26 protein-coding genes are annotated in these 21017 nt (G+C 64.6%); 9 read left to right on the forward strand and 17 right to left on the reverse strand.

Annotation, left to right across the window (positions count from 1 at the left end):
- The first annotated feature begins 34 nt into the window (after positions 1 to 34).
- Positions 35 to 367, forward strand: coding sequence for an STAS domain-containing protein (locus tag A3E1_RS46710; protein ID WP_020524534.1), 333 nt, complete (start codon positions 35 to 37; stop codon positions 365 to 367).
- On the opposite strand, the gene A3E1_RS45245 is transcribed toward A3E1_RS46710, so the two are convergent.
- Together A3E1_RS45245 and A3E1_RS42870 are read right to left on the reverse strand one after the other, a co-directional pair.
- A complete protein-coding gene (locus tag A3E1_RS45245; protein WP_157631823.1) occupies positions 364 to 1950 on the reverse strand; it encodes a GAF domain-containing SpoIIE family protein phosphatase in 1587 nt (528 codons plus the stop codon). The genes A3E1_RS46710 and A3E1_RS45245 overlap by 4 nt on opposite strands.
- Before the next feature lie 27 nt (positions 1951 to 1977).
- Positions 1978 to 2916 carry an anti-sigma factor RsbA family regulatory protein gene (locus A3E1_RS42870; protein WP_040392311.1) on the reverse strand — a complete coding sequence of 313 codons (939 nt, stop codon included), beginning with the start codon at positions 2914 to 2916 and terminating at the stop codon, positions 1978 to 1980.
- 46 nt (positions 2917 to 2962) lie between these two features.
- Here A3E1_RS42870 and ypfJ point away from each other — a divergent pair, with 46 nt between their 5' ends.
- On the forward strand, positions 2963 to 3856 hold the full coding sequence (gene ypfJ / locus A3E1_RS0130150; protein ID WP_020524537.1) for a KPN_02809 family neutral zinc metallopeptidase: 894 nt from the start codon (positions 2963 to 2965) through the stop codon (positions 3854 to 3856).
- Here ypfJ and A3E1_RS0130155 read toward each other — a convergent pair.
- From A3E1_RS0130155 to A3E1_RS45250, 4 genes are all read right to left on the reverse strand, one after another.
- The gene (locus A3E1_RS0130155) at positions 3840 to 4634 is read right to left on the reverse strand and encodes a DNA-formamidopyrimidine glycosylase family protein (RefSeq protein WP_020524538.1); all 795 of its coding nucleotides are present in this window, start codon (positions 4632 to 4634) and stop codon (positions 3840 to 3842) included. The two genes, ypfJ and A3E1_RS0130155, sit on opposite strands and share 17 nt — an antisense overlap.
- A 9-nt stretch (positions 4635 to 4643) precedes the next feature.
- Positions 4644 to 6491, reverse strand: a complete 1848-nt coding sequence (locus A3E1_RS0130160; protein WP_157631824.1) for a hypothetical protein — start codon at positions 6489 to 6491, stop codon at positions 4644 to 4646.
- Positions 6492 to 6573: 82 nt separating this feature from the next.
- A complete protein-coding gene (locus A3E1_RS0130165; protein ID WP_020524540.1) occupies positions 6574 to 7203 on the reverse strand; it encodes a hypothetical protein in 630 nt (209 codons plus the stop codon).
- Positions 7204 to 7277: 74 nt separating this feature from the next.
- Positions 7278 to 7949, reverse strand: coding sequence for a GNAT family N-acetyltransferase (locus tag A3E1_RS45250; RefSeq protein WP_020524541.1), 672 nt, complete (start codon positions 7947 to 7949; stop codon positions 7278 to 7280).
- Positions 7950 to 7972: 23 nt separating this feature from the next.
- Between A3E1_RS45250 and A3E1_RS0130175 the strand changes: the two genes are divergently transcribed.
- Positions 7973 to 8872, forward strand: a complete 900-nt coding sequence (locus tag A3E1_RS0130175; protein ID WP_020524542.1) for a hypothetical protein — start codon at positions 7973 to 7975, stop codon at positions 8870 to 8872.
- Here the strand turns inward: A3E1_RS0130175 and A3E1_RS0130180 are convergent.
- The 3 genes from A3E1_RS0130180 to A3E1_RS0130190 are packed head-to-tail and all read right to left on the reverse strand — an operon-like array spanning position 8762 to position 10364.
- The gene (locus tag A3E1_RS0130180) at positions 8762 to 9277 is read right to left on the reverse strand and encodes a hypothetical protein (protein WP_020524543.1); all 516 of its coding nucleotides are present in this window, start codon (positions 9275 to 9277) and stop codon (positions 8762 to 8764) included. The genes A3E1_RS0130175 and A3E1_RS0130180 overlap by 111 nt on opposite strands.
- Entirely contained in the window at positions 9274 to 9834 is a 561-nt protein-coding gene (locus tag A3E1_RS0130185; protein WP_020524544.1) for a hypothetical protein, read from the reverse strand. Before A3E1_RS0130185 ends, A3E1_RS0130180 begins: the two co-directional genes overlap by 4 nt.
- Entirely contained in the window at positions 9831 to 10364 is a 534-nt protein-coding gene (locus A3E1_RS0130190) for a hypothetical protein (RefSeq protein ID WP_157631825.1), read from the reverse strand. Before A3E1_RS0130190 ends, A3E1_RS0130185 begins: the two co-directional genes overlap by 4 nt.
- A 97-nt stretch (positions 10365 to 10461) precedes the next feature.
- Between A3E1_RS0130190 and A3E1_RS0130195 the strand changes: the two genes are divergently transcribed.
- The 3 genes from A3E1_RS0130195 (at position 10462) to A3E1_RS47445 (ending at position 14357) form a co-directional block, all read left to right on the forward strand.
- Entirely contained in the window at positions 10462 to 12000 is a 1539-nt protein-coding gene (locus tag A3E1_RS0130195) for an alkaline phosphatase D family protein (protein WP_026208982.1), read from the forward strand.
- Between the two features lie 10 nt (positions 12001 to 12010).
- The gene (locus A3E1_RS0130200) at positions 12011 to 13222 is read left to right on the forward strand and encodes a hypothetical protein (RefSeq protein ID WP_026208983.1); all 1212 of its coding nucleotides are present in this window, start codon (positions 12011 to 12013) and stop codon (positions 13220 to 13222) included.
- Between the two features lie 232 nt (positions 13223 to 13454).
- Positions 13455 to 14357: an LPXTG cell wall anchor domain-containing protein gene (locus tag A3E1_RS47445; protein ID WP_157631826.1), complete on the forward strand. Its 903-nt coding sequence runs from the start codon at positions 13455 to 13457 to the stop codon at positions 14355 to 14357.
- Between the two features lie 56 nt (positions 14358 to 14413).
- Here A3E1_RS47445 and A3E1_RS0130220 read toward each other — a convergent pair whose 3' ends face one another.
- The 4 genes from A3E1_RS0130220 to A3E1_RS0130235 all read right to left on the reverse strand — a co-directional run bounded on the left by A3E1_RS0130220 (position 14414) and on the right by A3E1_RS0130235 (position 17602).
- Positions 14414 to 15385: an aldo/keto reductase gene (locus tag A3E1_RS0130220; RefSeq protein WP_020524550.1), complete on the reverse strand. Its 972-nt coding sequence runs from the start codon at positions 15383 to 15385 to the stop codon at positions 14414 to 14416.
- A gap of 52 nt (positions 15386 to 15437) precedes the next feature.
- The gene (locus A3E1_RS0130225) at positions 15438 to 15944 is read right to left on the reverse strand and encodes a hypothetical protein (RefSeq protein WP_020524551.1); all 507 of its coding nucleotides are present in this window, start codon (positions 15942 to 15944) and stop codon (positions 15438 to 15440) included.
- A gap of 94 nt (positions 15945 to 16038) precedes the next feature.
- The gene (locus A3E1_RS0130230; RefSeq protein WP_157631827.1) at positions 16039 to 16791 is read right to left on the reverse strand and encodes a hypothetical protein; all 753 of its coding nucleotides are present in this window, start codon (positions 16789 to 16791) and stop codon (positions 16039 to 16041) included.
- Positions 16792 to 17263: 472 nt separating this feature from the next.
- Positions 17264 to 17602, reverse strand: a complete 339-nt coding sequence (locus tag A3E1_RS0130235) for a DUF2795 domain-containing protein (RefSeq protein ID WP_020524553.1) — start codon at positions 17600 to 17602, stop codon at positions 17264 to 17266.
- Positions 17603 to 17681: 79 nt separating this feature from the next.
- On the opposite strand from A3E1_RS0130235, the gene A3E1_RS47795 reads away from it, so the two are divergent.
- Positions 17682 to 17825: a GPGG-motif small membrane protein gene (locus A3E1_RS47795; protein ID WP_020524554.1), complete on the forward strand. Its 144-nt coding sequence runs from the start codon at positions 17682 to 17684 to the stop codon at positions 17823 to 17825.
- A 99-nt stretch (positions 17826 to 17924) separates the two neighbouring features.
- Here A3E1_RS47795 and A3E1_RS0130245 read toward each other — a convergent pair whose 3' ends face one another.
- On the reverse strand, positions 17925 to 18347 hold the full coding sequence (locus A3E1_RS0130245) for a GNAT family N-acetyltransferase (protein WP_026208984.1): 423 nt from the start codon (positions 18345 to 18347) through the stop codon (positions 17925 to 17927).
- A gap of 19 nt (positions 18348 to 18366) precedes the next feature.
- On the reverse strand, positions 18367 to 18525 hold the full coding sequence (locus A3E1_RS47450) for a hypothetical protein (RefSeq protein ID WP_157631828.1): 159 nt from the start codon (positions 18523 to 18525) through the stop codon (positions 18367 to 18369).
- On the opposite strand from A3E1_RS47450, the gene A3E1_RS42885 reads away from it, so the two are divergent.
- Positions 18512 to 18790, forward strand: a complete 279-nt coding sequence (locus tag A3E1_RS42885; protein WP_020524557.1) for a DUF1772 domain-containing protein — start codon at positions 18512 to 18514, stop codon at positions 18788 to 18790. The genes A3E1_RS47450 and A3E1_RS42885 overlap by 14 nt on opposite strands.
- 146 nt (positions 18791 to 18936) lie before the next feature.
- A complete protein-coding gene (locus tag A3E1_RS0130255) occupies positions 18937 to 19869 on the forward strand; it encodes a zinc metalloprotease (protein WP_026208985.1) in 933 nt (310 codons plus the stop codon).
- Positions 19870 to 19950: 81 nt separating this feature from the next.
- Here the strand turns inward: A3E1_RS0130255 and A3E1_RS42890 are convergent, their stop codons facing one another.
- Positions 19951 to 20292, reverse strand: a complete 342-nt coding sequence (locus A3E1_RS42890) for an STAS domain-containing protein (RefSeq protein ID WP_083929704.1) — start codon at positions 20290 to 20292, stop codon at positions 19951 to 19953.
- Positions 20293 to 20470: 178 nt separating this feature from the next.
- Positions 20471 to 21007, reverse strand: a complete 537-nt coding sequence (locus A3E1_RS0130265; RefSeq protein ID WP_020524560.1) for a DUF6529 family protein — start codon at positions 21005 to 21007, stop codon at positions 20471 to 20473.
- Between the last annotated feature and the right edge of the window lie 10 nt (positions 21008 to 21017).

Raw genomic sequence — 21017 nt, forward strand, 5'->3', positions numbered from 1 at the left:
AGGATTTACCGTCCGGTCAGCGGACAATGAGCGGGTGAAGCAGTCGCGGCGGGCAACGCATGAGGTCGAGGTTGTGGCTGGTGGCATCCGCATTAGGGTCACCGGCGAGATCGATCTGGCGGTCGCCAGTGATTTGCAATCGTGGATCGCTGAGGGCATCGCGGCGCATCAGGCGAGTCAGGCTGAGGTCGACTTGAGCGCGGTGACGTTCCTGGATTCCACGGGCATCCGGGCGCTGGTGTTAGCGCAGCGTGCCGCTAACGACGTGGGTGCTGTCATGTGGATTAGCGGCGTGCGGTCGCGGGTCGAGATGGTGCTGCGCCTGACTGGTGTGTTCGGGTTGCTGACGACTCCGGCCGGGGGCTAGACGCGGGCTGGGTGTTGCGCCGCCACCACTTCGAAGGTCAGCACCACGAGATCGTCTGCTTTGCTGCCCATTTCACCAGGCACCGCGTTGGCGAAACGGGCCGCGATGCTGTCGGCTGGGTCATCGCCGTGTTCGCGTAACAGTTGCATCGCTTTGTCTTCGGCGGCCATGTCCCGTGATTCGATGCCGTCGGTGTAGAACGTGATGGCTTCACCGGGTGCCAGCTCGACGACCTTCTCGTGCAGGACGACCTCGGGGAAAGCGCCGAGTAGCATGCCGCTCTTGCCGTTGGCCAGCCGTGGCGGCTGGCCAACGGTGGTGATGACTGGCGCTGGGTGCCCGGCCCTGGCGAGGCGCACACGAGCGCCGCCCTCGGGCATGATCTCGAAAACGGCACAGCTGACGGTGACGAACCGGTCGTCGGGGACCAGGGTTATCAGGGCTTCATTTAGCTTGGCGAGCAACCGCTTGGGGCTCGGCTCGTGCAGGGCTAGCGCCCGCAGCGTCGCCCGGGTGACGCTCATGACGGTCGCCGCTTCGGGTCCTTTGCCGCACACGTCGCCGATGATGGCCATCCAGCGGTTGTCGCCGATGCCGAACACGTCATAGAAGTCGCCGCCGACTTCGGTGCCGGCGCCTGCTTGGTAGCGCACGTAAACGTTGGCGCCCTTGATGTCTGGGACGCTGCGGGGCAGCAAACCTTGCTGCAGTGTGTGTGCGATGTGGACTTGCTGGTGATAGCGGCTGGCGTTTTCGACGGAGCTGGCGATGCGGCCGCCGATCTCGCCCGCGTAGACCAAATCGTTGGGGGAGTAGGTGTGTCCCTTCGCCACGTGCAACAGGATCAGGATCCCGTGGGTCTCGGCGCCGGAGATGAGCGGCACGACCAGGCCACTTCGAAAACGCCAAGGACCAAATTTGCTGGTACGCCAGCCCGGCGCGTCGAGCACCAGAATCTGGCGTGACTGAACGGCGGCCACCGCTTCCGGCGCTTCCAGCGCCTCCAGATCGGCCTCCCGCGCCCCGCCAGCGTGAGCGCCGCCAAGGTAGTGCAGCCCGCCGTTTTCCTGCTGCAGCACGATCACGTGATACCAGCCGCCATCGTGGGCGACGCGTTCGCAGACTTGGGCGATCGTGGACTTGAGGTCAAAGGACGCTGAAAGGATGCGCGACGCCTCGGCGAGCATGGTGACGCGCTGATGGGCGGCGTCGGCGGCCTGCCTGGCGAGCAATGCTGCGCCCCGTGAGCGGTCCGTCCCGGCCAGGACACCGGCGATGAGCAGTCCGACCAAACCGAAGACGGCGAGATCGAGCGGGTGGCTGCCCGTGGGCACGAGAACGTAGTAGTAAATCAGTGCTAGGGAGACCGCGGTCGCGACAGCGCCGGCGAGGAAACGGCCGACCATCGCGGCGATCACTACGGTCACAATGTAAGGCAGCGAAGGGAACTGTGCGGTGTATCCACTTAGGACAGCTTTGGTGACCAGCACGGGAAGTGTGACGGCACAAGCCATCCCCGCCGCGAAGCGGAAGATGCTTTGCGGTCGCCAAAGGCGCTCGGGTCCCGGCGGGCGTTTAGTCACCGCGTGACTGTCCCATGCACATGCCGATCATGCCACCACATCCAGGTTTTGATGCAGGCGGATCGTCGTGCCTAGCAGTGAGGTGTGCACGCGTACCAGATCGGTGAGCTGGTTGACCAGCACCAGGCCGTGACCACCGACCTCCATGCTCGATGGCGGCACGCGCCCGGCCAGCGGATCGGACAGATAGCCGGAATCTGTTACTTGGCAGATAAACGCCCCGTCTTCCACCCATACCGCGATTTCGCCGGGTGCCTTGGTGTGCAAGGTGGTGTTGGCGGCCAGTTCGCTTACGGCGATGGTGAGCGCCTCGATGCGGTCTTGGCTCAGGCCAGCGGCCTCCGCGTGGCTGGCGGCGAACTTGCGTACCATCACGAGGTCTTCGGGAAGGGCGTAACTGAGCCGCTGGGCGTGAAACGGTGCGGGCAGGGCGAAGTTGAGCCGCGCGAGTGTCGCTTGTGGATCCTCATAACCGGTGTTTACCCACGTGCGGGTGCTGTCGCGCAACAGCGGGTGGGTGCTGTAGGCGTCGGCGATGGCGGCCGGGTCCAAAGCGCTGATGTCGTAGGGGCAAAGGATCTCGGCGTCGCGCCCGGCGAACGCCTCATTGATCAGAGCTTCGTGCGTGACACAGGCCGGGAACTCCGCCGCGGACCGCCCGGCCCACGTCGGCTCCCCGATCACGCTGACCCGCTGGCCGGGATGTTGCTCAGCGAAGCGGATCAGCACAGCAGGCAGAATCCGGCCGGGGTTGCGCCCGGCCACGGCCATATCGGCGAAGCTCACCTGGCCCGCCTGCGCGCCCAGACCCGTCCGGATGACGTCGACCTTGTGGCCGGGAACCGCTACCAGCACCGGATTTCCCCGGGCCAGGGCATGCTCAGCAAAGTCCACGGTCACCGACAGGTAGTCGTGGACGTTCCGGTAGGGAGCGCCTAGGTGCTCAAATAACGTATTCGCTGCGATATCCCCATCATGGTTCGGTTTTCGCGTTCTGGGTACCCCTGTTGCCGTGGAACTGAACAAAGATGCTGAGATTGATACGAGCCAAGTCACGGATGCCCGTGGTAGCGGTGGCTCCAGCGGATTTGGCGGGATCCCCATCCCCGTCGGCGGCGGCCTGCTAGGCACGCTGCTGGTCATCGGGCTGGTGATCGCCGGAGCGTTCATTGCACCGAATTTGGGCGGCGAAGGCGGACCCGGCGTGGCGCAAGCCTGTTCCACGGCCAACCCCGACCGGCTGTCCGTTCCCGAGTGCCGCAATACCCTCTATGTCAACTCGATCCAGGCCTACTGGCAATCGGCCATGCCTGAAACGTTCGGCAAGCCCTACAAGCAGACCGACACCGTCTTCTTCTCCCAGGCGGTTTCCACGGGCTGCGGCAACGCCGACAGCGGGGTAGGCCCGTTCTATTGCCCCCTCGATCAGCTTGTCTACATTGATCTGTCGTTCTACGACGAACTCGCCCGCCGCTTCGGCGCCGACGGCGCTTTCGCCCAGCCCTACGTGCTGGCCCACGAATACGGCCACCACTTGCAGAACCTGCTAGGAACCGCCGCTGACGTACGCCGTCAGCAGGAACGCGATCCCGGCAACGCCAACGAACTGTCCGTGCGCATGGAGTTGCAGGCCGACTGCCTCGCCGGCGTGTGGGCCAGTCATGCCGCCGGAACCACCGACACCAAAGGCGTGCCCATCTTCAAGAGCCTGACCCAAGCCGACATCAACGAGGCCCTTGAAGCGGCCGCCGCCATCGGCGATGACGCGATTCAGAAGAAGTCAGGCACGCAGGTCGACGAGTCCAAGTTCACCCACGGCACGTCAGAGCAGCGGCGCAGCTGGTTTAGCACCGGCTACAAGAGCGGTGACGGCAAGTCGTGCGACACGTTCAGCGGGGCGGTTTAGGACCTTGGCAGCCAGGGCACCAGTACGTGACACGTTCGCCAAGATCGGTGTGTTTGATGGGAGTGCCGCAACGGCGGCACAGCCCACGCCGGCCGTAGACGAACGTCGTCTCGCCGGGACGCACCGATCCGGTGGTGCTCTGCAGCCAGCGGCCCTTGTTAGCGGTCAGCAGACGGTGCGCGGTGTCGGCAAGTGCACGCAGATCACCGGCTTCGCGCACCGGAGCCCACGGCGAAACCCTGTGCAGGAACAGAATTTCGGCCTTGTAGAGGTTGCCGATCCCGGCCAGATTGCGCTGGTCGAGCAGCGCTTGCGCGATCGTCTCCGAACCGTGAGCCGACAGCCTGCGCGCGGCCTCATCGGCGTCCCAGTTGGGGCCGAGCAAGTCGGGGCCCAGGTGACCTATGAGTTCGTGCTCGTGCTCACTGCGTACCAACTTGAGATCGTGAAGATGAAAACCGACGGCCGTGACCTCGCCGCTGCGCAGCACCACCCGGATGGTGTGGGCGGGCCTGGCTCCCCAGCGCTGGCCCGGCTGATAAAGCCGCCACGTGCCGTCCATGCGCAGGTGTGAATGCAGCGTCATCCGCCGGTCCTGAGGCGACGCCAGCCGCATCAGCAGATGCTTGCCGTAGGACGCGACCTCCAGCACGGTATAGCCCACCAGACTGACCGTCGCCAGCTGCGGCACCCGAAAGTCCGAACCGGACAGCACCTTGCCCGCGAGCGCTTCATTCAGCTGCTGAGCGTGATTCCAGACGGTGTCGCCTTCAGGCACAGCTCAAGGCTACGGAAGTGTGGCCAGAATCAGCAGCCGACTCTCGAAGTGCAACTGCTCTTGAGCGATGATCAGCAGGTTCCGGCCAGACTCGTCGGCAGCCATCAGCCAGCGCGGCGGTGGGGTATGAGCGGCGAATCCGCCCTCTGGCGATAAGACCGCGAGCAGGGAAGTGCTGTCACGTTCCGTGCACGTCGCGTCTTGGCAGGTGTGCAGGGCGAGCCAGCTGCGCACCGCTGACGGCTCACCGACATGAATCGAGGGCTCCTTTGTGCGGCGGAGCGACAGGGCGGTAAAACGGTCGCCCGCAGGAGCGGAGGCGAGCAGTTCGTGGGCCCTGTCGCAGGTGGAAGAGCAGGGCGGTGGGACTTTCTGAGCGAGTGGCATGAAATCGTCAGCCGATGGCATTCCCGCCGCGGTAGCGCCGAACTCAGCCAGTCCGAAGTGGACACATCCTATGGTTTCGCACCAGGCCACCCAGGCGGACTGGGGCTGTGACGGTGGCCGGAAAAAGACGATAGGCCGCCCGTCACGGGCAGAACCGACCGCGAGATAGTCCGATAGCACGGCTCGCGTCTCGCTGCGGTCGGTGCTGGCCGGGATCTTTCCGAAAACGGTAATCCCTGGATCGGCGCACACCTCGTCAGTACAGCGGACCATTCCCAGCTCAATGGAATCGTCTACCTCTTTGACGGTGGGAATCATCAAAGTGCTGTTGACCGTCGACAGAGCGAGATCGGTCATCCTGACGTCCCGCAACGCTGGCAGAGGTTCCTGCGTGCTCGCGCATAGCCTCAGGCCCGTGGTGCACCGCTGCAAGCGCCCGTATCCAACCGTGAAGACCACCCCGTCACGATTGATGGCGGCACCGCTGGCGCGATGCGGCAACGCGGTGGGGTCGATGTCCTGGCAGCGCTCGTCCTGGCAGTCGTAAATGGCTTCGCCGCCAACGATGACTGGATGGCCACCGGCCGGCCAGGCGACCGCGAGTGGCTGATAAGGCATAGGTTCCGTGGCTCTTTGAACCGTTACAACCTGCAAGCCCGGCAACGTGCCAGATTGGCTGACCGCCGTGGCCAGCAGCGCCGGTGCGATGAGCCCAGCAACGACCATAGGCACGTATCGAAGCCCTGAATGCGGGTGCGGCGCACGGGCTGGCGTGGGTAGCGGGGGCAGGAGCTGCTGGCGCATCCAGTAGAGCGTGAGGATCTGAAGGTAAGCGACGATGCCGCAGCCCAGGGTCTGTGCCAGCACCAGGGCGAATCCGCCCACGGTGCCATCGAGCTTGGCCGACGCCTCGTTGAGTAGCCAGATCACCGCCGCTGGCGGCAGGACGAGCCCGGCGAAGCTCATCGTCACGGTGGAGGTGGCATTGGCTCGCATCAGCGTCACGGCACGATTCAGCGCACCTTGAGGCTGTTCCAGCGCCGCAACCGGAATGGCCACTAAGAGCGGGGCGATGAGGCGCAAGGTCACGATGAGGATGACTAGGCCCGCGATCAGCAACAACATTGGCTGACCGAAGCTCAGAAAGGCGATGAGCAGCATGCCCAGCACCAATGCGATGGCACTGGCCAGCACAGCTCCGATGGCCATCGGCATGGCTTTGAGCGCACGGGCCGTTGGCTGAGATTCCTTGCCGTCCAGCACGATAAGGCCGCGCACGATCAGAAACACCCAGCCCACGACGGTCAAAATCAGCCCGGTCCAGCCGCCCGTCCCCAAGCGCAGCACGCCGTTGACCACAGCCGCCTCATCGGCGGAAAACAATAGCTGCCAAACGGTTTGCGCTAGCAGAAGCAGTGCCAGTGTCAAAGCGAGCGACGATGGCAAACGCCGGGCGGGGGTCAAGGTCACGACGGCACGATAGCGGGGAGCTGCCAGTTCGTGGGGGCGGCCGGCCCGAAGGGTCTCACGGGCCGGCCGCTGGAGGAGAAAGCTAGGCCGCTCGCCACATGGCGCGGAAGCCGGCCGCTTCACCGTCGATCCAGCGCTGAGTGTCTTCTTTGGACGCTCGCGTGGGACGGTGGGCGATGCCGCGCCGGATGTCGACGATGACAGGGGTGGCTTGCGGGAGAATCTGGTCGATTTGGCTGGCCATGAGGTGACTCATGGCGGTCAGCGTTTCGTCGCTGGGCTCGTGCTCATCGAAGTAAAGGCGGACAGCTTCACGCTGGCCGCTGTCGCGCAACAGGCCAAAGTGGGCGCTGACTTTGACGGGAAGTCCACTGATGATGCCGATCGCGTCGTGGACGGGCAGCAGGCTGGCGTCGCCCGGGGTGCCCAGATCGCGCAGGTAGATTTTGGCGCCCTCGGCGAGCGTGGCGTAAAGGCGCTGCCAGCGCGGGTGGACGGTGTGCACCACCTTGGCGATGTGGGTGCCGCCGGTGCGGAACTGAATGTCGGCTTTCAGGGCTTTGATGAATTGGCCGTGCGGGTTGAAACCGCCGCCGCTTTCGCGTTGCTTGCGCAGCCCCCCGACGAAGGTTGCCTTGGCGGGACCGGTGCGCCCGATATACCGGGCAAAGCTGAGCATGGTGGCGTATGGCAGCACTTCTTGGGTGGTCATGTCCTCGGCTCCTCGCAGGTCAGCGCCTCTATTAGTACACACATTCTAATCGAGAACGCTGACTTTTCCCACCCCTATCGCCGCATGTACCAGGTCGCCATGGAGACAGTTTTGAAGCCCAGTTTTTCGTACAGCGGCTGACCGTCGAGGGTCGCGACGAGGACCGCTTTACGGGTGGGGCAAGCCGCGATCGTGTGCGTCATGATCGCGCGGGCGAGGCCGTGGCCGCGGTGTTCAGGCAACGTCGCCAGCAGGTAGATCCCGACGGACTGCCCGTCGTCGAAACCGTATCCGGCGGCGGCCGGGACGCCATCACGTTCCGATAGCCAGAAGTGCCAGCCGGGAAGCTCCAAAATGGACGGTGGAAACCCGGCGATCGCGGGGAACCCGTCAACGATCACCTTCGTGGCGTCGGCGAACGATACGGTGTCGACGCGGGCCGCGTCGCCCGTGGCCACGATGGGGCCGGGCGGGCGGACCATGACCGGCATGTGTTTGAGGACAACACCTTCGGGCAGCGGACCGTCGGCTGGTACGCCGAAGGAGTCCTCGGCGACCACGGCTTTGGATCGCGGCTCGGCAAGAATCAGCTCGCAGATCACCTGGGACGGCACCGGTTTGGTGGTCACGAACCGGGTCACGTGCTCACGTTCGCCGCGCACAACGCCCGGGGCTGGTTCGGTGATGGGGACCAGGCTGGCCAGCAGGGCGACAGAATTATCGATGTAGCGCTCCGGCTCGATCATTTCCGGAGTCTATTATCACCGCCATGGACGCGCTGAGGCTGCTGTTGCGGCACTGGCCGGTGCTGTTCGCGCTGATGTTCGGCGCTGTCGCGGCGCACGAGGCCGTGCTGCGTGCGGCCGGCGTTGTCGCGCGCTGGCATCCGGTGCCGGCGATTCTGTTGCTGCCGCTGGCCGCGGGCTGTCTCGCGGCCGCGTTGCTGCTGATGTTGCGCACCGTTGGGCCGCCCGGTGCCAGGCGCGGGATCGAACTTGTTCCATTCACGGTGGTCTACTTCTCCACCGGACTTTTCGCCAGCCCGCCCGAGGCGGCCACTGTCTTGAGCAGATGGCTGATGGCGTGCCTGGCCGTGGTGTCGGGGCTGGCGTGGCTGGGCGTGCGGTTCTGGAACACAGCCGAGCGCCGCCAGCGCTACACCAAAGTGTTGCTGTATCACGGTTTTGGGATAGCGGCGCTGGTGTGGGCGGCCGGGGCGGTGGTGCTCACGGCACAGACCCCGGCCGGGCAGAAAATCCTCGAACCGGTGCCGCAGTGGGCCGAGCACGCGGCCGCTGTGCTGCTTATTCCGGCGGCGTGGCTATGGCTGGCCATCAGTGTGTTCTGGCATCGGGTGCACCGCGCCGACTTCGTTCAGGCCGCGTTCTTCGTGCTCGCCTATGCGGTGCTCACCCTTGGTGGCGCTTGGTTGTGGGAGCTGGAGCGGCTCATCGCCGGGCCGCAGCACGCGACACAGGTCGCTGGGCTGCTGCCGAGAGTCAACTTGGTGTTCGTGCTCGTGCTCACGGTTTGTTTCGCCGCGATGGCAGCGGCGAAATCAGGGCCGCGTCAGCCGCGCATAGTCCTCACCAGTCACCGTGAGACGGACCGCGACGGGTTCGGCTCCGGCTGGGGTGACGAAGAAGACGAACGTTTGATACCGGCGTAGGGTCGCGTCTTCGGCGGTGCAGCCGGTCGCCGGGATCTGGGCACCGGACAGTTCAAAAGGCTTAGGTGTGAACAGCCGGCCCTGACTGTCCTCTAACGACAGACGGCAGTCTTTGAGGGCCGCTTGGTCTTCGGTGTCGTATTCGACGACGGCCCGCCAGGCCGCGATGCCATCGGGGAGTTTGAGGAATCCGCCTTTGGTGTCGCGGACATCCTTGGCGGGGGCGACTTCCAGCAGGCGCACGCGTCCTCCCGCGTAGCTCGCCCAGCCGTCTTGGGCCACGGTGACGGCTTTCGGCGTACCCACTGGGGTGTTTTCAAGGTGGACGGCCAGAAAGGCGGCGACGGCAGGGACTAGCGCGAGGATGCCCCAGAGGTTGCGCCTTCCCCATCCGTGCTGGTTCATGGTTTCACCGTGATCTGCATGATGTCGGTCTGTTCGTCGCCGGGTCCCGGTGCGGTGACCGGCAGGCGGATGACCGCGCCGAGCGGGTTGTATGCCGTGGGCGCGAATTCGGCGGTCAGGCCGCTCAGCGGTCCGGGCACTTCGAAGGCGAGGTCGGCTTCCAGGGTGATGCCGGGCTGCAGCAGGCGGGTGCCGTCGATGAGGGCCTGCCCGAGGCGCTTGCTGGCCAGATAGGTGTTGCCTTCGGCGTCGATGAGCTGGGCGTGGGCGATCGTGACCGGTTCGCGGGCGGCGCTGACGCGCACGGTCAAAACGATCCATGCCGCTTGGGTGCTGTGCACGGAGGTGCCGACTTTTACCGCGTTTGACTGTCTAACCGCGACGATGGTGATGTTGGCCGGGCCGCCGGAGCTGATCGCGAACGGGCGATGTGTCGGCGGCGGCTGAATCAGTGTGATCACGAGAGCGGTGATGAGCGCGGCGGCCGCGGCGATGATGCCGCCGGTCTGCTCCAGCGCCAGCGTTAGCCAGCCGTTGTGGCGGTGCCTGCCTTTCATGCTTTTTCCTTAGCGGCAGCAGTCACGGTTACGGTCGCGGCGAGCCCAGAGGGTGCCCATCGCTCGGCACCGGTGTCGCTGAGCGGCATGGCCGTAAAGCCGGGAATGTCCACTGTGGCCTGTGCGGGAGCCTGCGTGCCGGCCCGCTGTTCCCAGCAGAACGCCAGATCTTCGGGCAGCCCGGGCAGCAGTGGCCCGCCGGTGCTGGTGTCGCGTACCAGGTAGACCTGTGGTTCTTCGCTCACCAAACCGGCGACATTGCGCAGCCGCAACCCGTTGGGCAGCGACGGCCAGCTTTGGGTGCCGGTCTTTTCGAACGTGGCGATAACGATGATCCAGTGGTTGGCCGGGTCGGTCAGCGTGAACCGGGCGGGGGTGGGCTGCAGGTGTTTGACGGTGACCCGAAACGGTCCACTGTCGACAGCCGTCCCACCGCTGAGCAGGGGAGCGGCGCCTGGCTGGGCAAGGTAAAGGGCGAGGGCTAACGCGGCGATCGCCGCGGCCGCAGCGAAGCCTGGCCACTTGCGCACGCACGGCAGCATAGCGGCCGAGGGCCGCGCCGGGGAGTTTCATTTTCTGTAACGTGAATGTAGAAATACTTCAGGGGTCGATGGTAGTAAATGGCTCATGAGAAAGGTGAGCCGCCGGACCTTTGTCCTAGGTGGACTCGCTGTGGCTGGAGCAACCGCTGCTACCGCCGCCGCAGCCGCCCCTAGTGTGCTGGCAACGACTCCGTACCCCTTCAAACTTGGCGTAGCCTCCGGGGAACCACTGCCTGACGGCGTGGTGCTCTGGACGCGCCTGGCCCCGTCACCCCTCAACGCCGATGGCCAGGGTGGCATGCCCAACGCCAACATCACCGTGGACTGGCAAGTGTCCACAAACGACAGATTCACGTCGCTGGCAGCCTCGGGTTCGGTGACGGCACTCTACGCCGACGCGCACTCGGTGCACGTCGAAGTCAGCGGCCTGAACCCCGACTTCGACTACTTCTACCGCTTCCGTGCTCAGGGCCACATTTCTCCCGTGGGCCGCACCCGCACGGCGCCCGCGTTTGGTGCCGCCGGGCGGGACCTGTTGATGGCCTTCGCCTCCTGCGCGCACTGGGAGGCCGGCTACTTCACCGCCTACCGGCGGCTGGCCGAGGACCGTCCAGAGCTCGTGCTGCACCTGGGGGACTACATCTACGAGGACGCGGCCACGGCCGGGTCGGTGCGCGAAAACGTTGGCGCTGAGATCGTTTCGCTGGCTGACTACCGGCGGCGCTACGCGCAGTACAAGATGGACCCCGATTTGCAGGCCGCGCACGCGATCGCGCCGTGGCTGTGCGTGCCAGACGACCATGAAGTAGAGAACAACTACGCCGGAACGGTCCGTGAAAACAACACTCCGGCCCTGACAGCGGCCCAATGGACCGCGCGCCGCAGTGCCGCCTACCGCGCGTTGTGGGAGAACCTGCCGCTGCGCAACGCGCAAAAGTACAGCGGCAACAGCATTCCGCTCTTCCGCCGGATCCGCTGGGGATCACTGGCCACGTTCCACATGCTCGACGCCCGCCAGTACCGCCACGACCAAGCCTGCGGCGACGGCTGGAAGGTCTGCTCCGACGCCGACCTGGCGACCCGCTCCCTGCCCGGCAACGCGCAGGAGACATGGCTGCTCGACGGCCTGGGCCAGCGCCTGGGAACCTGGGACATCCTTGGCCAGCAAGTGTTTTTCGCCCGCCGATTCGATGCCGCCGGTGCGGCCTCGATGGACTCGTGGGATGGCTACCGTGCCTCACGTGCCCGCATCCAAAACGGCTGGGTCGCCCGTGGGGTGCGCAACCCGGTCGTGCTCACGGGCGATGTCCACCGCTCCTGGGGCAACAACCTCAAAGCCGATTACGCCAATGCCAACTCGGCTGTTATCGGCACGGAGCTGGTGACCACCTCGATTTCCTCCGGTGGCAACGGATCCGGGTCCACGACCATCCCCGACGTGGCCAACAACCCACACCTGAAGTTCTACTCCGACCACCGCGGCTACGTCCGCACGCTGATCACACCTACTCAGATCCAGGCCGATTTCCGTGCCGTGGCCACGGTTACCGAACACGGCGCCGCGGCGAGCACCCTGCGTTCCTTCGTCATCCAAGAGGGCCTTCCAGGCCTTCAAAACCTTTAGGGGGTACGCGGTGAAGCTCCTTTTTTCTTTGGTCTTAAGTGGATCGATGCTCGCTGCCGCCGCTCCTGTCGTGGCGGCGCCTGAGTGGCTGCCTGGCAATTCCGTCTCGACGGGGGATCAGGACACGGTCGCCATCGCGGCTAACCGCAACGGTCACGTGGCCATCGTCTGGGAAGACGACCGTGACACCAGCGCACCTGACGACAACGCGCACAGCGACGTGTGGATTCGCTTGTTCCGGCACGGCACCAGCGTTTACGAGAAGAAGGTTTCCGCTGGCGGCACGGGTGCGGCGTGGCGGCACCTGAACCCCGACGTTGGCCTTGACGACAAGGGCAACGCTGTCGTGGTGTGGCAAGACGATCCAGACGCCAACGGGTTCTACAACATTCCCGTTCGCGTGTTCGGGCCGACGGGCACGCTGCTGCACTCTGCTACGGCCAATACCTCGGCTGACGGTCAGCAGGTCAATCCTTCCGTGTCGGTGGATCTTGACGGCGTACCGTCGGCGCCTTCGACCATCGCCTATGCCGTGGCGTGGGAAGACACTCAGGGCACGGCATCGCCGACCGTGCGCGTGGCCGGGTTCAAGAACGCGACCCGCTCGTATGAAAAGCAGGTCCACGCCACCGGCGGGGTCAACAAGCGCCCCGACGTCGCGGTGTCAGCCTCAGGCTCGGCACTCGTCGTCTGGGACGAAGACATCGACAACAACGGGTTTTACAACATCGGCCTGACCCGCTTCAACGCCGCTGGCACGGTGACGTTGACGAAAACCATCGCTAACTCTGTGGGCGACGGTCAGCAGTTCGGCGCTTCGGTCGCTTGCAGTTTCAACGGCGACTTCGCCGTGGCGTTCGAAAGCGAAGGGGCCGTGGCGTTTCGCGGCTTCAGTTCCGCTGGCACACCGTCGCATGCTGACGTGACCGCGGCCACTTCTGGCACCTTGGCCTCGATTGGGCTCGACGATCAGGGCAACGTCGTCGTCGCGTGGACCGTGTCCGGAGTGGACACGTGGGTGCGCGGTTACGGCCCCGACGGCGACGGCACCGGCCGTCTGGAAAACCAGCAGCTCAGCCAGGTGACGGCCGGCAAACAGAACGGTCTCGTCGTGGCTGTATCGCCGTGGGGTGAAGTCAGCGCCGCGTACACCGACGACAACGACGGCAACCTCTACGACCAGATCGTTCTCGGCCTCGGCATAGCCAACAGCGGCTGGTGATCTCCCGCACATAATGCCGCGACGGTGCTGGGCGCTGGTCCTCTAGGGATCAGTGCCCAGCTAGTTGTGGCTGCTCATTCTGGTTACGGCACTGGCATCCATCGATACTGCCCACACGCCTATCCTTGGCGGCCTTTCGGCCTGCTGGTCAGACCGCTCATGCGATGCCGCATGCCTGGCCGGGGGCGTTAGCGTGCGCTGTCCACCTGTCTATTCAACCCGGAGTCAATTCGTGACATCTAGCCGCACGCGCACATACATCCGGCGGTTCGGGCTTCCGACCGTTCTGGCTGTTATCGGCACTGTCACCCTCGCCGCAGGGGTTTACGCGGCCAACATCAACCCCAGCCACGTGCCGACCACGGCCCAGGCGTTCCCGACTAAGGAATGCAAAGGCCCGTTCGAGGGGCTCGCCGACGACGAGGACGGCTGGCACTTTGTCGCCCCTGCGGCGCAAGGCGACGGCTTCACCTCGCTCACCCTGACCTTCTCGACCCCCGGCGGCCCGCTTGTGGCCGGCCCGATCACCAGCACGGACGCGTCCACGCCGGACAGCGGTCCGGGCTGGACCGCGTTCCTTGACGACGCGGGTGGTGAATTCCGGCACGCCTATGTCTTCACGACCGCGGGCTGGCAGCTGACCGGTGCGACGGCAGTGCTGGTCAACGAAAAGGCCAACGCACAGTTCAACCTGAGCCACACGTGCCCGGGAACGCCGACCTCACCGAGTCCTTCGGCGTCGGCCTCCGCCTCGGCCAGCGCTTCGGCCTCGGCGTCAGCTTCGGCGTCGGCTAGTGCTTCCGCCTCGCCGAGTGCCTCCGCCTCGCCAAGTGCTTCAGCTAGCGCTTCGCCCAGTGCTTCCGCGTCGGCGTCTGCTTCGGCTTCCGCTAGCGCATCGGCGAGTGCCTCCGCCTCCGCATCGGCCAGCGCTTCGGCGTCGGCTAGCGCGTCGGCATCGCCTAGTGCTTCGGCTTCGGAAAGCCTCACCCCGGCACCGTCGCCCAGCCCGGGCGGCGAACTGCCGCGCACGGGCAGCCCGATCAGCGTGCTGCTCATGGGTGCCGGCGTGATGATGCTCGTCGGTGCGGGACTGCTGGCCCTGGGGACCCGCAGGCGCCTGGAACTGGCTGACTAATAGCCGCACGAAACAAGCGCCGGAACGTGTTCACGTTCCGGCGCTTGCTTTTTGACTCAGAAACCGGTGGGCAGCCGCGGGGTGTAGGCCTGCTCGAGCACGCCTATCTCCTCGTCTGTGAGCACAACGTCAAGTGCGGCGACAGCATCGGGCAGATGATGCGCCTTCGTCGGGCCAACGATCGGGGCATCGACGATCGGGTGCTTGAGCACCCACGCCAGAGCCACCTGCGCCATCGGAATGCCGCGCGCCTCGGCCACTTGCTGCACCGCATCGGCGATCGTCTCGTTGGCCTCAGCTGGGTACCGTGCCTGCAGCGGATCCGTCTCAGCACGCAACGTCGTGTTCTGCGACCACGGCCGCGTCAGACGCCCCTTGGCCAGTGGGCTCCACGGCAACGAGGCGACGCCCTGATCTGCGAGCAGGCCGAACATCTCGCGTTCCTCTTCGCGCTGCATCAGGCTGTACTGATTCTGCATCGATACGAACCGGGTCCACCCGTGCTGTTGCGCCGCATGCTGCATCTTGGCGAACTGCCACGCCCACATCGACGACGCCCCGAGATAACGGGCCTTGCCAGCCTTGACGACGTCGTGCAGGGCTTCCATCGTCTCCTCGACCGGCGTGTGCGGATCGAAGCGGTGAATCTGGTACAGGTCAACGTAATCGGTGCCCAGGCGGCTCAGCGAAGCGTCGATCTGCTGCAGGATCGCCTTACGCGACAGGCCCGAACCGCCCGGACCGTCCTGCATCTTGAAGAAAACCTTGGTGGCCAAGACAATGTCGTCGCGTCGCGTGTATTTGCGGATCGCGCGGCCAACGATCTCCTCAGACGAGCCGTGCCCGTAAATGTTGGCGGTGTCCCAGAACGTCACGCCAAGGTCGATCGCCTGGCGGAAGATCGGTTCCGCGGCGTCATCGTCTAGTGCCCACTTGTTGAATTCGCGCGACGTGTCACCGAAACTCATGCAGCCCAAGGCGATCCGGCTAACGTTGAGTCCCGAGTTCCCCAAGCGTGTGTATTGCATACCGCCGAGCCTAGTGTGGGGCGTCCGCTATGCACGCCCCGCACCGCGATCGCTACTTGCAGAGTTCTTCGATCTTGTCGGTCGCCGCGTCGAGCGCCGGTGTCTCCATGTTCGGCAGATCGTCAGCGCTGCTGACCTTGGAGACCTTGGCCATCTCGTCTTCGAGCTTCTTGAGCTCGGCGGCCGCGGTCACGAGGTGCCCCTTGAGCTCCGCGTCGGCGGCCTGGGCGGCTTCCTTCTCGGCGGCCTGGCGCATTTCGGCGATGCCAACCTTCAGGTCGGAGACCACCTTCAGCAGGGTGGCTTCGACCTTGGCCGGGTCCTTCTCATCAGCGGTCTTGAGAGCCTCGCCCATGGCGCCGAGCATCTTCAGCCCCGCGGCCATCGTCGCGGTTTCAAAGTTGCTGCACGTGGTCTTCTTGTCGACCAGTGTGATCGAAGGAGTGGGGGAGGCGGTGGCCGACGGCGTCGACTGAGCCTCGGTGCCTGACGTCGTGTTGCAAGCGGCCATGCCGAAGGCAGCGACAGCCAGAACAGAAGCGGCCAGGAAGCGGCGCATGGTGAATTCCTTAGAGATTGAGGGGTGAAACCGGCGCAGCCTATCGCAGCTCCTAAAGCTGTGTGACCTGCTGGACGGCTTCGTGATGTACGCGTTATGACAGGCCGGCGAAGGGGTAGGCCCAGTTAGTGGTGTCGCCGCAGTTGCCCAGGATGAATCCGTTAACGAGCTTTTCCTGTTCCGCGCGTGGAATGAGAGCGACGTCGCGCACTATGATGTGCGCGAAGCAATCGCCCGTGCGCACCACGATTTCAGCCGCACTGGGCATTTTGGTGAACCACACTTCCCGGCCGTGCGCGGTGGAATCAGGTTTGCCGAGACTCTGCCTCATGTGAGCGTTGTCTTTGCCGAGGAGCCGCTTAACGGTGAAGCTGAGCTGAGCTTCCTCGCCTACCGCGCCTTTAGTCATGCCAAGCGTTTCTGCGCCGCCCTCACTGTAGAGGTGCAGAGCGTGCGAGGGCGAGAAGCCGGCCGGCCGGTATCCCACCGAGAACGGGACGCGGTAGGGGCTTCCGCCTGTTCCGCCGATCTGCCCGGCGATGCTGAGAAGCCGCTTCCTCGCGTCACCCGGAGTGTGGCTCCTCAAGACGAACCAAGTATCGCCCCAATGCCAGCCAAGAATGTGACCATCGGCTAAGAAGTAGCCTATGAGGAACTCACGGGCCGGTCCTACGATCTTGACCCGGTGCCCGCCCAGTAACCGGGACCCTCCAGTGAATGTTCCAGGCTCGTAAATGGACAGTTCGGCAGTGTGGGCCTGGTTTCCTTCGGCCGAGGCGATGACGAAGTATTCGCGGTTGCCCTGAATGCCTTTGCGCTCTAAGGAGAACCGCTTCGTGCTGTCCAAGAGCATGATCGTGTGTTGCAGTGGGCCCTTGCGCGGTTGCACGGGCTCAGGCGGTAACTCTCCAGCAGCGGAACCAGCTGAAAACACTGTTAATCCAGTTATCAGTAGTCCACAAAGGACAAACGCTACCGACCGCATCATTCGCGCAGCAAATCATGAATCACTCGCGCACGCCCGCCCGGTCATACCTGGAAGTCTCGGAGCCCCAGCGGGTCGTGGTCGCAGGCAGCTCCCACCAGTGCGGCATCGCTTTAGCAGGGACAGCTGCCGGGCCGGCGGGCACCGTCAACGCGGCGCATCGCCTGGGAACCCGCCTCGATCCACAGCGCTAGCCCACATTCGTCGTCGCTGACGACCTTGCCGCACAGCACCGAACCGACGCGTACAGGCGCCGGCGCACGATCGTCTGCCCCCGCTCAAAATCATTCGAGCACGGTACCCGGTGGTGCCTGAAATTCATCACTTAGGTTCTTTAGAACCGTTCGCGTGCTTCCAAACCCAGCGCTAACCACAAGTCGCGAGCGGTCTCAAAGTTCGCGTCTGGCGCGAGAGTGCCCAGCGCGGAAATCACTTCGTCTGGCGCACTGTTGGCGGACACGGCGACCACCAAGTCGTGGGCCGTGGCCGGAAACGTTGCCAGGGAAACATACTTGCCGATCTCGGCACGCAGATTGCGGCGGTCTGGGTCGGTGTCATGCTCACCGATGACCCCATCGTGGCCTGGACGATCCCATCGCTGTTCGTCATCGCCAGGACGCCCAGCGTTGAGCTCGGCGTCAAACCCTGGGCCATCGTCGTGTTCGTGGGTCATAACAGCAACGTACCCAGCAACTCGCCAGGGGGTGGGCGTTACTCAGTTTGAGACCGGCCATGGCGGGTAAAGATCACCTATGGAACTTGTGCTGTGGATTCTGGCCGCCATCCTGGTCGTGTCAGGCATTTTCGCGATCTTCCGCGGATCGGTCCTTTGGGGCATCGTTCTGATCGTCGTCGGTCTCCTGGTCGGCCCCGGAGGAGTGAGCATATTTACGTAGCAGACCTCCACTGAACCGTCAGGTTCAGCAGGCTGGTCTGAGCTACCACGGCGGGCGCCTCACCCGTGACGGTGCTCCAGCGATGTCACGGGTGTCCGCTCAGGTGGACGCGGGTTCCCAGAGCAGGATCTGGCGGTGGTGGCTAAAGCCGTTGCGCAGGTAGAAGTCGACCGCGCGGCGCCCGGAATGGACGGTCACGTGCAGCAGACCCTGGGCACGGGCCTCGGCCAGGATCGCGGTCATCAGCGCGGCGCCGATGCCCTGGTTGCGGTGTTCCTCGCGGACCATGACCGACTGGACGTCGCCGTAACGCCGGTCCAGCGATTCGTTGCCTGGCACCCGTTCCGCGATGTGCAACCAGGCTGAGCCGACCACAGATCCGTCCACCTCGGCGACAAATGGCAGGTGAGTCTCCGCGTGTGCGGCCACCCAGGCGGCGAATGCCGCGCGCTTGCCTTGCTCGATGCCCCGCAGTTCCGCGAGCGCTTCCACATCGGCCACGCTGGCCCTCCGCACGATCACTAGGCGGAGTTTAGGTCAACTATTGGTTGCTCGCGCACATCGTCATCGTTGAAACCGCGACCATGGTGTGGATCCAGCTGCGCAAATCCCCAGCCAAGTCGCCGGTATCGGGGACCAGGAAGTAGTCCTGGCCATATTTCCTGGTGAGGCGCAATCCGCTCTTCATGACCGTGTTCATGGGCGGGCTCTTGGCCATGCTGGCCGCGGGCTTGCACGTGCGAGCCGGCCTTCGCCGTGCGCTGTCCTGGGTGATCGCTGGCCCGGTGCTCTGCGTGGTGATGCTCGCCGTTACCGCCGGGGTCAACGTGCCGCTCAACGATCAGCTCGCGAGCGCTGAGGATCCGGGCCGCACCGCTGACCTTGCCGCTGTGCGCGAGGCGATCGAACCACGCTGGCCTTTTGGCTGCGGCAGCACGGCTTCACGCCAACGGTGGCGGCCCTGAAGGAATAGCCGAACACGCTGAAGGATTTCCCTTGTCTTCGGCGGCATATCGAAGAAAGCCCTTCCAACGCAGTTAACAGCCGTAATACTTTTCGCCGCTAAGGGCCCGACACCCCCGTCGGGCAACAACCCCCGGGAGCATCCCTTATGCGACGACGGTTTCTACCCTCAACCGTTGCTTTAGCTCTAACGGCCGGCCTGGCTGTGGGCACGGTCAGCGCGGTATCCACTCCACTGGTCGCGGCGGCCGCAGCTGATGTCTGCATCACGCCCGAAACCGGTGCCAGCGCTAAGGGTGGACGTGGCGCGGACACGCGGGAGATCAGTGCGAAGGAACAGTCGGAGATCGAAGCGCGCACCGCCTCGATCCTGAAAGCCAAGCAGGATCGCGGTGCGGGCATTCCGCAGGGCGCGCTTGCCGCGGCGAGCGTTCCGGTCTACGTGCACGTCATGGCGGCCGTCAACGGCGCCGGAAACGTGACCGACCAGCAGATCAGCGAACAGATCGCGGTGCTCAACAAGACCTTCGCCGGTCAGGAAGCGACGGCCGCGGCCAACACAGGTTTCACCTTCTACCTGGCTGGGACCGACCGTTTCTATAACGACACCTGGCACGTTGACGGGGCAAGCACCACCTACCGTTCGCAGACGCGCAAGGGCGGTGCCAACGCGCTGAACATGTGGCTCGTTGACTTCGACAACCTTGGTGTCGCCACGTTCCCCTGGGACTACAACAAGAACCCCAGCATCGACGGCATTCGCGTGCACTACGCGAGCCTGCCGGGTGGCAGCGCCACCAACTTCGACCTGGGCGAAACAGCAACGCACGAGGCAGGGCACTGGTTCGGTCTGTACCACACGTTCCAGGGCGGCTGCACCAAGCGCAACGATGAGGTCGCCGACACCCCAGCGCAGTCCAGCCCCACCAGCGGTTGCCCGGTGGGCCGGGACTCCTGTCGGCTGGCGGGAATCGACCCCATCCACAACTACATGGATTACTCGTACGACACCTGCTACAACCAGTTCACGCCAGGCCAGAGCACCCGTATCAGCAACAACTGGGTCGCTTACCGCTCCTGACAGCGACTGACACCAGGGCCGTTACACCACAAGGTGTGACGGCCCTCGTGCCTCATCAGGACCAAGGCGTGTAGGTTTCCGCTAGGTGGGCTGGTTTCCGCATAGGACGTTGTAGACACCGGTGATCTGCAGCAGATCCCGGACCAGGCCGTGTGCGTTGATGATATAGAGGCTGCCACCCTGCACGTTAGCCGCCTTGGCCTGGGCGTTAATAAAAACGCGGATGCCGGTGGAATCCATGAACCGGACACCGGCGAGATCGGCTTCGATCGGCTGGCCTGGATGGGCTCGAATCAGTTCGGCTAGCCACATGCTGACCTGGTTTGCGGCCGACAGGTCGATTTCACCAGTCAGGCTGATGCGCGCTCCTGAGGGGAGTCGCTGTACTTCGCATCGCGCCGCCGGTGGCCGCTGCCTTGTCATCGGTACATGTTACGGGGCTAGTGCTCTGACAGTTTGTGCCGAGGCGACGTGGTGACAGCGGCTGCGGATCCGTAGTTTCTCTTGATCTCGCCACGGCGGGCCCTGTACCCCCCAGCCGGGGATCACGCTGGCGAAAATTGGCCAGCCGCGACAAGTACGCATTCTATTTGCGAGCCGCCTACCAAGCGGGGAAACCGACGTTGGTGAAATACCACCAGGAGCTCGTGAACCACAGAGCGATCACAGTAGCGAACACGAGCCCTCCGGCCACGGGGATGAATCGTGCCGGCACTCCGGGAAGACGCAGCGCCAGCATCTTGGTGACGAAGACGCCGTAGAGCAGACAGCCCAGCAGCGAATGGATGAGCACGCGTGGCGAGTAGTCCTGGAAACCCAAGGCCCACAAGCAGCTGTACGCCACCGGCACGCTCACCAGGAAGGCAAACGCGCCGGTGATCCGGTGCGCTTGCCTGACCCATGGCGGGGCGGCCCGCCGGCCCAGACGGCCGTACATCCACAGTGCACTGATCGCTTGCCAGATCGCGAGCACGGCAACAACGGTGGCCAGCCAGGATTTCATCGCGAAGACGCTGGAGAACGGTCCGGTGTAGACACTTTCGCCGGTGGCCTGGTGCACACGGCCATACACGCCCAGCGTGACCGCGACTGCCGCCCCGGCTATGAGCGGGATGAGGATCCGTGCCGCTGAAGCCATGCCTGCCAAC

It is taken from the genome of Catelliglobosispora koreensis DSM 44566, from assembly GCF_000379685.1.
GTDB classification, from domain to species: Bacteria; Actinomycetota; Actinomycetes; order Mycobacteriales; family Micromonosporaceae; genus Catelliglobosispora; species Catelliglobosispora koreensis.